General features: G+C 71.1%; 12 protein-coding genes. 9 read left to right on the forward strand and 3 right to left on the reverse strand.

Annotated features, from left to right (window positions below):
* The 5 genes from ACFV9T_RS03575 to ACFV9T_RS03595 all read left to right on the forward strand — a co-directional run bounded on the left by ACFV9T_RS03575 (position 1) and on the right by ACFV9T_RS03595 (position 4,073).
* Positions 1-714, forward strand: coding sequence for a GntR family transcriptional regulator (locus ACFV9T_RS03575; protein ID WP_385436431.1), 714 nt, complete (start codon positions 1-3; stop codon positions 712-714).
* A gap of 115 nt (positions 715-829) precedes the next feature.
* Positions 830-1,897, forward strand: coding sequence for an Ldh family oxidoreductase (locus ACFV9T_RS03580; protein WP_385436432.1), 1,068 nt, complete (start codon positions 830-832; stop codon positions 1,895-1,897).
* Positions 1,894-2,196 carry a putative quinol monooxygenase gene (locus ACFV9T_RS03585; RefSeq protein WP_385436433.1) on the forward strand — a complete coding sequence of 101 codons (303 nt, stop codon included), beginning with the start codon at positions 1,894-1,896 and terminating at the stop codon, positions 2,194-2,196. The genes ACFV9T_RS03580 and ACFV9T_RS03585 overlap by 4 nt, the downstream gene beginning before the upstream one ends.
* An 18-nt stretch (positions 2,197-2,214) precedes the next feature.
* A complete protein-coding gene (locus ACFV9T_RS03590) occupies positions 2,215-2,649 on the forward strand; it encodes a cupin domain-containing protein (RefSeq protein WP_385436434.1) in 435 nt (144 codons plus the stop codon).
* Complete coding sequence (locus ACFV9T_RS03595) at positions 2,646-4,073, forward strand: aldehyde dehydrogenase family protein (RefSeq protein WP_385436435.1); 1,428 nt, start codon at positions 2,646-2,648, stop codon at positions 4,071-4,073. Before ACFV9T_RS03590 ends, ACFV9T_RS03595 begins: the two co-directional genes overlap by 4 nt.
* Here ACFV9T_RS03595 and ACFV9T_RS03600 read toward each other — a convergent pair.
* Positions 4,013-5,011, reverse strand: coding sequence for a helix-turn-helix domain-containing protein (locus ACFV9T_RS03600; protein WP_385436436.1), 999 nt, complete (start codon positions 5,009-5,011; stop codon positions 4,013-4,015). The genes ACFV9T_RS03595 and ACFV9T_RS03600 overlap by 61 nt on opposite strands.
* Before the next feature lie 140 nt (positions 5,012-5,151).
* Positions 5,152-7,140: an FAD-dependent oxidoreductase gene (locus ACFV9T_RS03605; RefSeq protein WP_385436437.1), complete on the reverse strand. Its 1,989-nt coding sequence runs from the start codon at positions 7,138-7,140 to the stop codon at positions 5,152-5,154.
* A 179-nt stretch (positions 7,141-7,319) separates the two neighbouring features.
* Between ACFV9T_RS03605 and ACFV9T_RS03610 the strand changes: the two genes are divergently transcribed.
* Positions 7,320-9,098 (forward strand): GntR family transcriptional regulator, encoded by a 1,779-nt coding sequence (locus tag ACFV9T_RS03610; protein ID WP_385436438.1) that lies wholly within the window; start codon positions 7,320-7,322, stop codon positions 9,096-9,098.
* A gap of 29 nt (positions 9,099-9,127) precedes the next feature.
* On the opposite strand, the gene ACFV9T_RS03615 is transcribed toward ACFV9T_RS03610, so the two are convergent.
* Entirely contained in the window at positions 9,128-11,518 is a 2,391-nt protein-coding gene (locus tag ACFV9T_RS03615; protein ID WP_385436439.1) for an FHA domain-containing protein, read from the reverse strand.
* A 212-nt stretch (positions 11,519-11,730) separates the two neighbouring features.
* On the opposite strand from ACFV9T_RS03615, the gene ACFV9T_RS03620 reads away from it, so the two are divergent.
* The 3 genes from ACFV9T_RS03620 to ACFV9T_RS03630 all read left to right on the forward strand — a co-directional run bounded on the left by ACFV9T_RS03620 (position 11,731) and on the right by ACFV9T_RS03630 (position 13,590).
* Positions 11,731-12,360 (forward strand): DUF4232 domain-containing protein, encoded by a 630-nt coding sequence (locus tag ACFV9T_RS03620; RefSeq protein WP_385436440.1) that lies wholly within the window; start codon positions 11,731-11,733, stop codon positions 12,358-12,360.
* 181 nt (positions 12,361-12,541) lie between these two features.
* Entirely contained in the window at positions 12,542-12,823 is a 282-nt protein-coding gene (locus ACFV9T_RS03625) for a hypothetical protein (RefSeq protein WP_385436441.1), read from the forward strand.
* The gene (locus ACFV9T_RS03630; protein ID WP_385436442.1) at positions 12,742-13,590 is read left to right on the forward strand and encodes a tetratricopeptide repeat protein; all 849 of its coding nucleotides are present in this window, start codon (positions 12,742-12,744) and stop codon (positions 13,588-13,590) included. Before ACFV9T_RS03625 ends, ACFV9T_RS03630 begins: the two co-directional genes overlap by 82 nt.
* Positions 13,591-13,817 lie beyond the last annotated feature (227 nt).

The following is a 13,817-nucleotide window of genomic DNA, read 5'->3' on the forward strand; positions in this document are numbered from 1 at the left end:
ATGGCCCGGGCGACTGGTAAGGGCGAGGCGGTCTACGAGCGGCTCAAGGGGGACATCGAGTCGCTTCGGCTGCGGCCGGGGGCCAAGCTGAGCGAGGTTCAGCTGGGTGAGGAGCTGGGTGCCTCGCGTACGCCGGTGCGTGAGGCCATCCGGCGGCTGGCCCAGGAGGGGCTGGTCGATTTCGCGCCGGGTGAGATGGCCCGGGTCGCCGCCATCTCGCTGGGCGGTGTGCGCGCGCTGTTCGAGTTCCGGATGCTGCTGGAGCCCCGGGCCGTCACGGCGGTGGCGACGGCGGGGGCGTCGGACGAACGCGTACTGGGCCCGTTCCATGAGCTGCTGGAGCGCCTGGAGGAGTTCGACGCCTCGTTCCGCGCGCTGGACACCGCCGGGCAGGTTCGGTCGTATCAGGAGTTCTACGACCTGGCCGAGGGCTTCGACCAGGCGGTCATCGCGGCGTGCCGCAATCCGTATCTCGCCCGCACCATCCGTGACCTCCGCAGCCAGACCGTCCGTCTGCGGAACATCTCGCACAGCGGTCCGCGGCGCATGCTGACGTCGCTGGAGGAGCACCGGGCGATGCTCAAGGCGATCACGCAGGGAGACGCCCGAGCGGCGAAGGCGGCGTGCCTGCACCACCTGGCGCAGACCCTGCAGGCGCTCATCGACAGCCTGACGGGCGAGGATCCGACCTTCGGGGCCGACGTCCAGCTCTGACGTCCAGCTCTGACGGGCAGCCCTGACGTCCAGCTCTGACCCGCAGACCTGTGGTTTTGGCGGGGCATGTGATGTATACAGAGGTGAATACATCTGCTGATGCGAGGTCCGTCTCATGCCGTACACCGTCGGTGCCACCGACCTGCTGGGGTTCGCCGCCGCCACCTCCGAAGCCCACGGCGTTCCCCCCGTGGACGCCCAGCTGCTCGCGGACACTCTGGTGACGGCGGAACTGTGGGGGCATCCGTCCCACGGGATGCTCCGCCTGTCGTGGTACCTCAGCCGTATCGCGAGCGGCGCGACGGCGGCGGTCGCCACCCCCGATGTCGTGAGCGACAACGGCGCCGTCCTCGTCGTGGACGGCCGCGACGGTCTCGGCCAGGTGCTCACCGACCGCGCCGTGACCTGGGGTGTGGAGCGCGCCGGGCGGCACGGGATCAGCGCGGTCGCGGTGCGCGGCTCGGGCCACTTCGGGACGGCCGCGTACTTCACCCGCAAGGCCGCCGAGCAGGGCTGTGTGGCGCTGCTGGCCACCAATGCCAGCCCGGCGATGGCGCCCTGGGGCGGACGGGAGAAGCGGGTCGGCACCAACCCCTGGTCGATCGCCGCCCCGGGTGGCCGCTACGGCACGGTCGTGATGGACATCGCCAACACCGCCGTGGCGCGCGGCAAGATCTACCACGCCCGGGAGCGCGGCGAACCGATACCCGAGGGCTGGGCGGCCGACGCCGACGGCGTGCCGACCACCGATCCGCGCCAGGCCATCGAGGGCCTGATCCTGCCCATGGCCGGCCACAAGGGCTATGCCATCTCCTTCATGTTCGACGTGCTGGCGGGTGTCCTGACCGGCAGCGCGTTCGGCACTTCGGTCGTCGGCCCCTACCAGCCGACCGGTCGCAGCGGCGTCGGCCATCTGCTGATCTGCGTCGACATCCGGTCGATGGCCGATCCGGCCGAGTTCGAGCGGCGGATGGAGGCGCTGATCGAGGAGACCAAGGCCACCCCCACGGCCCCGGGCACCGCCGAGGTCTTCGTCCCGGGCGAGCCGGAGGTCCGTACGGCCGAGCGCCTGAGGACCGAGGGCATCACCGTCGCCGATGACACCTGGGCCGCCCTGGCGAGCATCGCCGACGCCACCGGTGTCCCCCTGCCCACCCCCACCTGCGAGGAGCTTCCCGCATGATCGCGCTGACCGTTTCGCTCCAGGTCGTCCCCGGCCGCCGGGACGACTTCCTCGCGGCCATCGAGGAGAACGCCGGGCGTTCCTTCACCGATGAGCCCGGCTGCCGCTACTTCGACGTCGTGTGCGATCTGGCGGACGACCACCACTTCGTGTTCCACGAGATCTACGACGACGAGGCCGCCGTCGAGGCCCATCGCGCCGCCCCGCACTTCGCGGTCTGGCGCGAGGCCGCCGGGAAGTACGTCGTCCCCGGCAGCCAGGTCAACACGCTCTCCCGTCGCCTCTTCCACCACTCCTGACCAAGAACGGAACCAGCCATGTGCACCAAGCCCCCGGCACCCAATCTGCTCATCCACCCCGATGAGGTCGAACGCTTCGACCGTGGCGGAGGCGTCGCCACCATCCCCTACGTCGGCAAGTGGAACTCCGAAACGGCCGTCATCACCACCGGCCAGACGGTCTTCCAGCCCGGTACGGGGCTGCCTCTGCACAGCCACAACGTCGAGGAGTCGGTCCTGATCCTCGAGGGCGAGGCGACGGCGGAGATCGACGGCGAGTTCTTCGATCTGGAGGCCGGGCAGGCGACCTGGGTCCCGGCCGGTGTCCCGCACCGGTTCTTCAACCGGGGTGCGGGCGTCATGCGGATCTACTGGGTCTACGGCGGCCGGGACGTCACCCGCACCATCACCGCCACCGGCGAGACCTTCGCGCACCTTTCCGAGCACGACAAGGGAGGGGCGGCCACCGCATGAGCGGCACCATCACGACCGTCAACCCGGCGACGGGTGAGGCGATCGCCACGTACGAGGGCTGGGACGCGGAACGCGTCGAGGCCGCCGTGGCCCGGGCGCATGCCGCACACCGCGCCTGGGCCCTCGTCCCGGTCGCCGAGCGTGCGGCCCGCTCAGGCCGCCTCGCCCGCACCCTGCGTGCGCGCGAGGACCACCTGGCGTCCCTGGCCGTCATGGAAATGGGCAAGCCCGTGGCGGAAGCGGAAGGAGAGGTCGAGAAGTCGGCGGTGACGGCCGAGTACTACGCCCGGCAGGGGCCCGGCATCCTCGCCGACGAGCGCGTCGAGGTCGACGGAGCGGAAGCCTGGGTGGCGTACGAACCGGCCGGGCTGGTGCTGGCGGTCATGCCGTGGAACTTCCCCGTCTGGCAGGTCATGCGCTTCGCCATCCCCTCGCTGGTGGCGGGCAACGGCATCCTGCTCAAGCACGCGTCCAACGTCACCGGCAGCGCGCTGGCCCTCCAGGACCTGTTCGTCGAAGCCGGATTCCCCGAACACCTGGTGACCACGCTCGTGATCGGCGACGGCGCCGTGCCCGAGGTCACCGCGGGGCTCATCGAGGACGACCGCGTCGCCGCCGTCACCCTGACCGGAAGCAATCGGGCGGGCGCGGCGGTCGGATCGGCGGCCGGGCGCGCGGCGAAGAAGTCCGTTCTGGAGCTGGGCGGTTCGGACGCCTTCGTCATCCTCGACGACGCCGACATCGCGGCCGCCGCGGCGGCCGCGGTGCGGGCCCGCTTCGCCAACTCCGGGCAGAGCTGCGTGTGCGCCAAGCGATTCATCGTCAGCGCCACCGTGGCGGACGCCTTCACCGCCGCGTTCGTGGCCGGTGTCGACGCCCTGCGCGTCGGTGACCCGCGCGACCGCGACACCCAGGTCGGCCCGCTCGCCCGGGACGACCTGCGGGCGGCGATCCAGCGGCAGGTCGAGGAATCCCTCGCGGCCGGGGCCCGGCTGCTCACCGGGGGCAAGGCCCTGCCCGGCGACGGCTACTTCTACGAGCCGACCGTCCTGGCCGGCACCGGGCCGGGGATGGCGGCCTTCGACGAGGAAACCTTCGGGCCGCTCGCCGCCATCGCCGTCGCCCGGGACGACGAGGACGCCGTCCGGCTCGCGAACGCCACGCCGTACGGGCTCGGCCTGAGCGTATGGACGGCCGACCCCGCCCGTGGCGTCGCCCTCGCCCGCCGCGTCACCAGCGGGGCGGCCTTCGTCAACGCGATCGTCGCCTCCGATCCGCGCGTGCCCTTCGGCGGCACCAAGCGCAGCGGCTACGGCCGTGAACTGGCAGCCGCCGGTATCCGCGAATTCACCAACCCCCGCACCTACTGGGTGACCGCGCCCAGGCCTGAAGCGTCATGTGAACCGAGCGCCTGGTGTCGGTAGTCCCTGGGTGGCATGCCGTACTGGGCGCGGAAGGCGCGGGTGAAGTCCGCGGCGTGGGCGAAACCCCAGCGGGCGGCGATCTGGTGGATGGGGGTGTGCCTCAGCGCCGGGTCGGTGAGGTCGCGGCGGGTGCGTTCGAGGCGTTGGTGGCGGATCCAGACGGCGACGGTGGTGCTGCCTTCTTCGCGGAAGAGGCGGTGCAGGTGGCTGAGGGAGATGTGGTGTGCGTCGGCGATCACGCCGGGGGTGAGGTGGCGGTCGGCCAGGTGCTGCTGGATGAAGGACTGGATGCGCAGGGTCAGCGTCCGCCGCCGGGTTTCCGGGGTGAGGTTGTCGTCGGCGTGGAGTTCGTGGGCGAACAGTCCGGACACCAGGTCGAGCAGGATGGTCCCCAGCCGGGGGCCGTCGGCGGGCTGAAAGGAGGTGCTGTCCGTCGTGACGCTGGTGAGGAACTGCGCCAGCAGGGCACCGAACCCGTTCTGCGCCGATATCCGGCGTCCGAGCAGCTTGTTGACCTTGTTCCCGGTCAACGTCAGCATCTGCTTGGGGATTTCGACCCCCACCCCCTTCACCGGGCCCGCGTGGGAGTCGAACGGCTGCGAGAAGTCGACCACGCACAGCTCCCCGGCGCCGGGTACGGTCTCCTGCCCGGCGTGGACCATGCCCATGGTCCCGCTGGCGACGATCGTCATGTGGAGCAGTTCGGGATCGGCCTGCCGGATGAGCTTGGGGGTCCGGTGAAAGCTCACCGCCTGGAAGGCCGTCGGCCACACGTACACGGCGCCGAGCTCCATCACACGCATGGATGCCCGAAAGTCGTCAGCATGGTCACTGCTCATGTCCATCGGCGCGACCGTCTGGATCATCAGCTCACGCCAGTAGTCGAACCGATCCGCGGCGGATACGTCCTCGCTTCGGAACACCGTCTCGTACACCATGGCCTGTCGCTACCCTCACTGTTGAATGCCTGCCCCCCGTCGCCCCGCCTCAAGAGGCCCGGCACAGTCTCCTTGAGCACCCCGGCAAAGCTCGAATCGGCCTGCGAGAACAGGCCGGGAGGAGCCCGCCCTCGCGCTCACTACCGCACCGAGGCGGTGGCGAGTCGTCGCAGGATGTCGTGGGCGAGGCGGCTGCCACCGGTGACGGCGTGGCGGATCAGCCCGGGGGAAGAGGCGTCGCCCACGACGTGCCAGCGTGCCTGCGGGCATGCCGCCCTCAGCGACACGTGCCGCGCCTCGTCCGGCGACCGGTATCCGCAGCCGAGCACCGTGCTCCCCGCGTCCACTTCGGTGGTGTCCTTGGTGACCACGTCGCGCAGGAACAGCTTCGAGTCGTCGGTGCGGATCAGTTCGGTGTAGGGCAGCACACGCACGGCGGAGCGGAGGAGCCCCTTGGTGAGCCGGAGCCGGTTCGGTGTTTCCACCTGGCCCCCGGCCGACCCCAGCGGTGTCACCAGGGTGACCCTGCGGTCGGTGTCCGTGGCCAGCCGGAGTGCGATGACGCTGCCCGCGCTGTAGCCCTCGGGGTCGTACACGACGACGTTGCCGTTCTGAGCCGGTTCCCACGCCCCGGCGAGGTAATCCGCATCGGTCCGTACCTCGTGGTGCGCGGACTCCAGCCACGGGGGCAGCACCGGCGACGAGCCGCCCGCGAACACCACGCGCTCAGGCGTCAGACCCGCCAGGACGGACGGCGTGGCGCGGGTGCCGAGGCGAACCTCGACACCGTATGCGGACAGGGACCGCTCCGCCCAGCGCCGGTACTGGCGCACCTGGTGCGGATCGGCGAGCAGCGCGTAGCCGATGCCCCCGCCGACGCTGTCGTCCTGTTCGAGCACGACAACGTCCAGTCCGCTCCTCGCCAGGACGCGGGCCACTTCGATACCGGCGGGCCCCGCACCCACGATGGCGGTCCGTCCGGCGCCCGCGAGGTCCACGGGCATGGGTGCCTCGGCCAGTTCCGGGTGCGCCACCTCGGGGTTGACCGAGCACGCGAGCGTGAGCGACGCGCCGACACGGCGGCATCCCTCGTTGATCGAGATGCACGGCCTCGCCAGCTCTGCCGTGCCGGTGTGGATCCGCGCGGCCAGCCGGGGTTCGGCGATCATGGCGCGGGTCATGCCGACGAGGTCGGCGTCCCCGGAGGTGACCACGTCCTCGGCCTGCTCGGCGTCCAGGACCCGCCCGGCCACCAGCACCGGGGCGCGCAGGCGGGCCCGCGCCCGCGCCGCGAGTTCCCGGTACACGCCCCGGGGGTAGTCGGCGGTCGGCACGGTGCCGACGGCGCCATCGGCGGTCGCCGAGCTGCTGCCGACGACGTCGAAGAGATCGACGACGCCGAGTCCGTCGTAGTGGCCGGCGATATCGAGCAGGTCGTCCCTGCTCAGCCCGAGCCGCCTGGTGCGGGTGTCGAGGGACATGCGCAGGGCGACCACGAAGTCACCGGACACGGCCTCCCGCACAGCGCTCAGCACCTCGGAACCGAACCGCAGCCGGTTCTCCGGACTGCCACCGTAGGCGTCGTCGCGGCGGTTCAGCACGGGGCTCCAGAACTGTTCCAGCAGATGCGTGCCGTACGCCGTCACCTCGATGCCGTCCCAGCCGCAGCGGTGCAGTCGCCGGGCGACATCCGCGTAGTCGCGCACCAGGCTCGCGATGTCCTCCTCGCTCAGCACCCGCGGTGTGCCGCTGGGCAGGAACCCGGCGCCCGCCGAGGGCGCCACGTGTTCATGGTCGGGATCCGCCATCACTTCCCGGGCACCGCGATGCGTGGCCTGGGCGATCAGGGCGGTGCCTTCCGCGTGCGCGGCGTCGGCCATCCGGCGCAGGGCGGGCTCGTTCTCCGGGTTCCAGAGGGCGGGGTTGAACCTGTTCGCGGCCGTGGCGCTCACCGACGCGGAACCGAACGCGATGATCAGCCCTGCGCCGCCCTGCGCCCGGCGCAGGTGGTAGCCCTCCAGATGGGGGGTGATCAGCCCGTTCACCGCGAGCTGTTCGGAGTGGGCGGTGGAGACGACGCGGTTGCGCAACGTCAGGTGTGCGAGGCGGAAGTGCTCCATGAGTTTCATACGTGGCCCTCCTTGCGGTCGGACGAGGGACGTCGAGCGGGTCGGCAAGGATCTCCGACCAGGCACGGCCGTGCTCGGTCGCAGGGAGTATGCGAACAGGTCGGGATGTCAACAAGAATTTTGGTGCGCGGCGGGGAAAAGAGGGGACACCGAGTCGAAAGTTCTCTTACAGTCCGACCATGGCCAGACCTTCGCGGGCCGCGGTGACACTGACGAGCCAGGAGCGGCGGATGCTGGAGAACTGGGCGCGCAGCCGGGTGTCGTCGCAGGCGATCGGGTTGCGGGCCCGGATCATCCTGGCCCGCGCGGAGGAGCCGACCGACCGGGCGGTGGCCGACCGCCTGGGTATCTCCCCGCAACTGGTCGGCAGATGGCGTTCGCGGTTCCTGGCCGGGCGTCTCGACGGACTCACCGATCGGCCACGATCCGGCCGACCGCGCGCGGTGACCGGAGCGCAGCGCGATCGCGTCGTACTGCGGGTGCTGGAGGATCCGCCCGGGGGTGGATCCGGGTGGTCCACCCGCTCGCTCGCCGCGGCGACCGGCGTGAGCCAGACAAGTGTCAGCCGCATCATGAACGCACTCGATCCCGGCGCGGACGCGCCCGCCGACTGGTTTCCCGGGCGGGAGCGCACCATCGGCGGCGTCCTGCTCGATCCGCCCGTGCGTGCTCTCGCGGTCGTCCTGGCCGAGGACACACCGCCCGCCTCCGGCGCCGCCCGGGGCTCGCGCGGGACGAGCCACCGGGACGATGCCGTGCTGGTCCTCGCGGCGGCCGGTGCTTTCGCCGCCGCCGCGCCGGACGAGTCGAATCTGTCGGACGTATCGGAAGCGCACACGAGCGGCTTCCGGGTGTTCCTCGACCGGCTCCACCAGGCCACCCGGCCCGGAACCGAGGTGCACATCCTGGTGGACGGCGCAGCCGTGCACACCGATCCGCACGTCGCCCACTGGCTGCGTCGGCACCCGCGCGTCCGCATGCATCCGGTGGCCGTCGGCCGCACATGGACCGGCGACGCGAGAGCGCTGCTGCTCGGAAACCCGGCCGACCGGCACGGCACGGTGGCGCGGGCGCTCGTACGTGACCTCCGCGACCACGTCCGGACGTGGCTGGCCGACCGGTCCGGGCCGCTGATCTGGGTCCCCGGCCAGCCTGAGCGACATCACGTTGGTTACGACTCACCACCGGACGCTTCCCGCCTCACCGCCACCTCCGGAGCCGGTACAGCGGTCACGGGCGTACCGGGTTCACCGCGTCTGGTGGACCGGGTCGCCCACGCGCTGCGGGAACAGATCGCCAGCGGGCACTTTCCGCCGGGTGAGCGGATCAAGGAAGCACCGCTGGCCGCACGGCTCGGCGTCTCCCGTGGCCCGGTCCGCGACGCGCTGAGACTGCTCGCCGAGGACGGCCTCGTCGAGTCGATGCCCCACCGGGGCACGACCATTCCGATGGCCACGGCGGAGCGGGTCATGGAGGTCTACGCGGCGCGCGCCGCGCTCGGCGCGGTGCTCCTCCGGCGGCTGGCCACGCTCGAACCCGAGGCGCTCCACCCGGTCGGCACCGTGCTCGCCGACGTGTGCCGAGTCGCGCGGCAACGGGACCACTCCCGGATCGGAGACGCCGACCTCCGGTTCCAGGACGCGATCGCCCGCGCGGCCCGGCTGCGCCACACGTCCCTGTTCTTCCTGCGTCTCACGATGCAGCTGCGGATGTTCATCGCCATCCTCAAGCTCGATTACGCCGACGTACCCGGCCGCATCGAGCGGGCCAACAGCGCGATCTTCCGCGCGCTGCGGGAGCATGACGGGGGCGAGGCCGTCCGCGTGTGGCGCGCCAAGTTGGACATCAGCGTCAGGTACATGGTGGCTCAGCTGCCGACGGAGAACTTCGACCCCGAACTGTGGCTCACGATCTCCGGCTTCACCCAGCCGCGAGACGGCCGACGGCGGCCTCACTGACCCACGCGATCTCCGCGGCCGCCGCGGGCTTAGTCCCGCATGACCTCGGGTTCGTGCCGACGCAGCAGGCGGGCCACCGCGAAGCCGCAGACCAGCGCGATCGCCAGGAGCGCACCGAGGTCGATGCCCCACTGGGTGACGGTGTGGGCCCACAGCGGGTCGACGTCGTCCGGCTTGTCGAGGTCCCAGGGCGGCATGGTGTGCGCGAGGTCGAGTGTCGTCCCCGCGCCCGCGACCGCCCAGCGGGCGGGCATCAGCCAGCCGATCTGTTCGATGCCCGGAGAGTCGAACAGCTTGAAGAGGACCCCGGTGAAGACGACCTGGACGACGGCGAACATCACGAGTAGCGGCATGGTCTTTTCCGCGGTCCTCACCAGCGCGGAGATGACCAGGCCGAACATCATGGTGGTGAAGCCCAGCGCGCTGATGACCACGCAGACCTCGACGGCCGTGGGCATGAGCATCCCCTGGGCGGGCAGCTGACGGACGGAGAAGCCGATCGCGCAGATGACGACACCCTGCATCGCGGTGATCAGACCGAGGACGATCACCTTCGACATCAGATACGCGGACCGGGACAGCCCGGTGGCTCTCTCCCGTTCGTAGATCACCCGCTCTTTGATCAATTCCCGTACGGAGTTGGCCGCGCCGGAGAAGCACATTCCGACGACCAATACCAGCAGAATGGTTCCGGACTCCTGGTTGTAGCGGAAACGGCTGTCGGGCGGTGGCGGGGCGAGTCCGTACGGCGCCGGAACCAGACAGCTCACTCCGCCCAGCACGGCCGGGAGCAGCACCATCAGCACCATGAAGCCCTTGTCGGAGGCGATGACCGACACATAGCGGCACATCAGCGTCCACAACTGGCCGAGCCAGCCCTGTGGTGTGGGCTTCAGGGCTCGCGCGGGCGGATGGGCCGCCGCGGTGTCCGGCTGCTGCGGCGGTACGGCCGAGTCGATCTCCGCGGCGCACCGTTCGTACTGCCGGGACGACAGCCAGCGCCCGCCCCAGTCGTCGTCGCGATGGTTCTCGAAGGCGGAGAACACATCGGCCCAGCTTTCGTGACCGAAGAAGTCCAGGGCCTCGCCCGGAGGGCCGAAGTACGCCACGGAGCCACCGGGCGCCATGACCAACACCCGGTCGCACAGGGCCAGTTCGGCGACCGAGTGGGTCACCACCAGCACGGTGCGGCCGTCGTCGGCCAGCTCCCGCAGCAACTTCATGACATCACGGTCCAGGCCCGGGTCCAGACCGGAGGTGGGCTCGTCGAGGAAGAGCAGGGAGGGCTTGGTCAGCAGTTCCAGGGCGACGGACACCCGTTTGCGCTGGCCGCCGGAGAGCGAGGCGACCTTCTTGCCCCGGTGAACGTCGAGCTTCAGCTCCTGGAGCACCTCGTCGATACGGGCCTTGCGCTCGGCCGCCTTGGTGTCGCCGGGAAAGCGGAGCCTGGCGGCGTACTTCAGAGCGACGTCAACGGTCAGCTCCTTGTGCAGGATGTCATCCTGCGGGACGAGGCCGATACGGTGGCGCAGCTCGGCGAACTGGGCGTAGAGATCGCGGTGGTCGTAGAACACCTGACCACGGTCCGCGGGCCGGTAGCCGGTGAGTGCGCGCAGCAGGGTGGACTTTCCGGAGCCCGACGGTCCGATCACCGCGACCAGCGACTTCTCGGGGACGCCGAAGGAGACATCGTCCAGGATGGTCTTGCCGCGCCCGACGGTCACCGTCAGGTCGCGGGCGGTGAAGGTGACCTCCCCGGTGTCGACGAACTCCTCCAGCCGGTCCCCGGCGAGACGGAAGGTGGAGTGGCCGACACCGACGATGTCCTGCGGGCCGATGATCCGGCGGCGGTCCACGGGTTGCCCATTGACATAGGTGCCGTTGTGACTGCCGAGGTCGACGATTTCGAAGCGGCCACCGGGCAGGGGCCGGAACTCCGCGTGGTGGCGGGAGACATACGGGCCCTCCACCACGAGTTCGTTGTCCTCCGCGCGACCGATACGCAGCCGTTGCCCCAGGACGATCCGGTGGACGCCCGAGGGTTCCCGGTCGAGGGAGAGGGTCGCGGCGGCTCCACGGGGATCGGCGGCGACACCGTCCCGCGCCTGCTCGTCGTTCACCGCCGCCGACGCTCCGGTGAAGTCCAGCCGCGTGCCGGTGGCGACATCGCCCAGCCGGACGATCGAACCGTGGCCGATCTCGATCCGCTGGATACGGCGCCCTTCGGTAAACGTGCCGTTCGCGCTGCTGAGATCTTCGACGACCCACGTTCCGCCGTCGCAACGGATCACGAGATGCCGCCGGGAAACCCGGCGGTCGACGCACGGGATGTCGGCCTGCTGATCGCGCCCGATGGTGTAGCTCCGGGACGCGTCCAGGGTCCAGGTGCGTCCATTGGCATGCAGTACAAGTTCCGGCACGTCTGCGGTGTCCTCATGGAGTCGGAGTCGGTCAGCCGGTGTGGAAGAGGGCGCGGGACATGCGGAGGTTGCGCGCCATGGCGTGGTGATCGTCCTGCCCGGCAGCGCGTGTAACAGGACTGTATTAGGCGGCGGTTGGAGTGAACGGTTCGCCGACCGATTGGATCTTGGTGCTCGGAAACGCTCCCCCAACCGATTCTGAGGAAGAAACGATGCGCGTTCACAAGCTCACCTTCGCCGCCCTCGCCGTTGCCGCAGGCCTCTCACTCACGGCCTGCCAGAACGACGACGGCACCGGGCAGAGCGACCCGTCCTCCGCGTCCTCCGCGTCGTCCTCGGGCGGCGCTTCGGATCAGGGCGGCGGGAAGGACTCCGGCGAGCAGGGCACGGCCGCCGGGACCGGCTCCAACGAGAACGGCGAGGTCGACAAGTGCCGCACCGACGAGCTGGAGGTCACGGCGGCGGACCGCACCATCGACGGCGACGGCGAGGGCACCGTCGCGGTGACACTGAAGAACGGTGGCGGCCGGGACTGCGCGATCTCCGGGCACGCGGGCGTCGACCTCAAGACCAGCGAGGGGGCGCTGTCCGCGAAGCGCAGCGGTGAACCGGCCGACACCCACATCCTCAAGGACGGGGAGTCGACGTACTTCGGCGTCAACTACCCGATCAACGAGTCGGGTGGCTCCGGCGTCCGCATCACGGGGCTGGTGGTGACCCCGCCGAACGAGACGAAGTCGGTCACCCTCGACTGGCCGGGCACCGGCACACTGCCCGTCACGGACGGCTCCGGCTCCCCGGTGAAGGTCGGCCCGATCGGCGGCATCGGCCAGGGCGGCTGACCCGCACGCCCCAGGGTGCTCGGGCCCCACCGGGCCTGCTGTCGGTCCAGGTCATCGCCTTGTTGATCGCGGTTGTGGTCGATGTGCTGACTCCGGTCAGCGAGCCTCCGGTGACTCCACCGACCGGCAACGGCCGTGGTGAGGGCTCCGGGGGATCCTCACGGCCGCCCTCACCGGGGCCGTGTCACCGGAGGACGGCAGCGCCCTGCTCGCGTGGATCGGCCTGGAGCGGCCCCTGCGGCTGCTCACCGACCACGGCACGTGCTATCCGGCGGCGGAGCCGGGCGCCGTCCTCGAGCCGCTCTACCCGGACCGACTCGACGAGGACTTCCTCGCCCTCAGCCTCGACGGGCACCGCGTGACCGGCTATCCAGCCGCCCCTTGGGCCGCACCGTCCGGGGCGCGCACGCTCAGCGCCCGCGCCCGGACGGTGCGGTTCCGCCGTCGGTCACGCGCGGCCTGACGTTCCTGGCCGCCGCGGCGGCGCCGGGGCGCTGGCCGCACATCGTCGGGCACCTGGAGCAGATCCTGCGGCAGGACCCTTCGGTGGCCGTCGCCGCGGGCAGCGCGGCCCTCACGGCGCTCGCCGAGACCTCCCTTCCGGCCTCCGTACTCGCCTCCGTGGAGACCTGCTTTCCGGAGTTCGGGCAACCCGACCTGGACGCCGGCATCGCCACGTTCACTGCCCGACTGGTCGCCGAACACCTCCCCCACACCGCCGACCCTGCCGAGCGCGGCCGCCTGCACCAAGGCCTCGGCTTCCGGCTCGGCCGGGCGGGGCGGGCGCAGGAGGCGCTGGCCGCGGACGAGGAGGCGGCCGCGCTATTCCAGGACCTGGCCGTGACGGACGCGGTGACCCACGAGACCGGCCTCGCGCTCGCCCTGAACAACCTCGGCGCGTTCTCCTGGCAGCTGCGCCGCCTCCCGGACGCCGTGGCCGCGCAGGCGCGGGCCATCGAGTTCGCCCGGCGCGGCCTGGCGGCCGGTCCACCCGCCGGGTCGCTGCTCGCCCGCGCGTTCGTACTCGACGAGTCCGGGCTGGCGCAGTGCCTGAGCAATCTGTCCGTCCTGCTGTGGGCGTCGCGGCGCAGGGAGGAAGCAGTCACCGCGCTGGAGGAGGCGGTCGCGACCGCCCGGCAGCTGGCCGCGGTGGCGCCCGCCACGCAGGAACCGGTCCTGGCCGACATCGCGTCGCGGCTCGTCACCTATCTGGGGAGGCTGCAACGGTGAGCGGAGGCCGTCGCCAGTCGGCCCAGGCCCGGCTCGGCACCAGGGGAAGCCTCGCCGCCGCGCGCCGGGACGCCGACCTGTCCGTAGTTCGCCAGGCGTTGAGCGGTCCACGTCCTCGGCCCGTACACGTGAGCGGACCCGGCCGTTTCCGGGGAGCCTGCTCGTGGGGAGTTCCGACCATGCCGTTGATCGATACCGCCTCACCGCCGCGTCACCGCGCGTGGACA

Origin of the sequence: Streptomyces sp. NPDC059850, from assembly GCF_042731515.1 — a bacterium.
In the GTDB taxonomy this organism is placed as follows: domain Bacteria; phylum Actinomycetota; class Actinomycetes; order Streptomycetales; family Streptomycetaceae; genus Streptomyces.

Bases quoted from the DNA above. Each gene is read 5' to 3' on its own strand.
- ACFV9T_RS03610 (WP_385436438.1), top strand. From the start codon at position 7,320: ATGGCCAGACCTTCGCGGGCCGCGGTGACACTGACGAGCCAGGAGCGG.
- ACFV9T_RS03605 (WP_385436437.1), bottom strand. From the start codon at position 7,140: ATGAAACTCATGGAGCACTTCCGCCTCGCACACCTGACGTTGCGCAAC.
- ACFV9T_RS03580 (WP_385436432.1), top strand. From the start codon at position 830: ATGCCGTACACCGTCGGTGCCACCGACCTGCTGGGGTTCGCCGCCGCC.
- ACFV9T_RS03585 (WP_385436433.1), top strand. From the start codon at position 1,894: ATGATCGCGCTGACCGTTTCGCTCCAGGTCGTCCCCGGCCGCCGGGAC.
- ACFV9T_RS03620 (WP_385436440.1), top strand. From the start codon at position 11,731: ATGCGCGTTCACAAGCTCACCTTCGCCGCCCTCGCCGTTGCCGCAGGC.
- ACFV9T_RS03600 (WP_385436436.1), bottom strand. From the start codon at position 5,011: ATGGTGTACGAGACGGTGTTCCGAAGCGAGGACGTATCCGCCGCGGAT.
- ACFV9T_RS03595 (WP_385436435.1), top strand. From the start codon at position 2,646: ATGAGCGGCACCATCACGACCGTCAACCCGGCGACGGGTGAGGCGATC.
- ACFV9T_RS03590 (WP_385436434.1), top strand. From the start codon at position 2,215: ATGTGCACCAAGCCCCCGGCACCCAATCTGCTCATCCACCCCGATGAG.
- ACFV9T_RS03575 (WP_385436431.1), top strand. From the start codon at position 1: ATGGCCCGGGCGACTGGTAAGGGCGAGGCGGTCTACGAGCGGCTCAAG.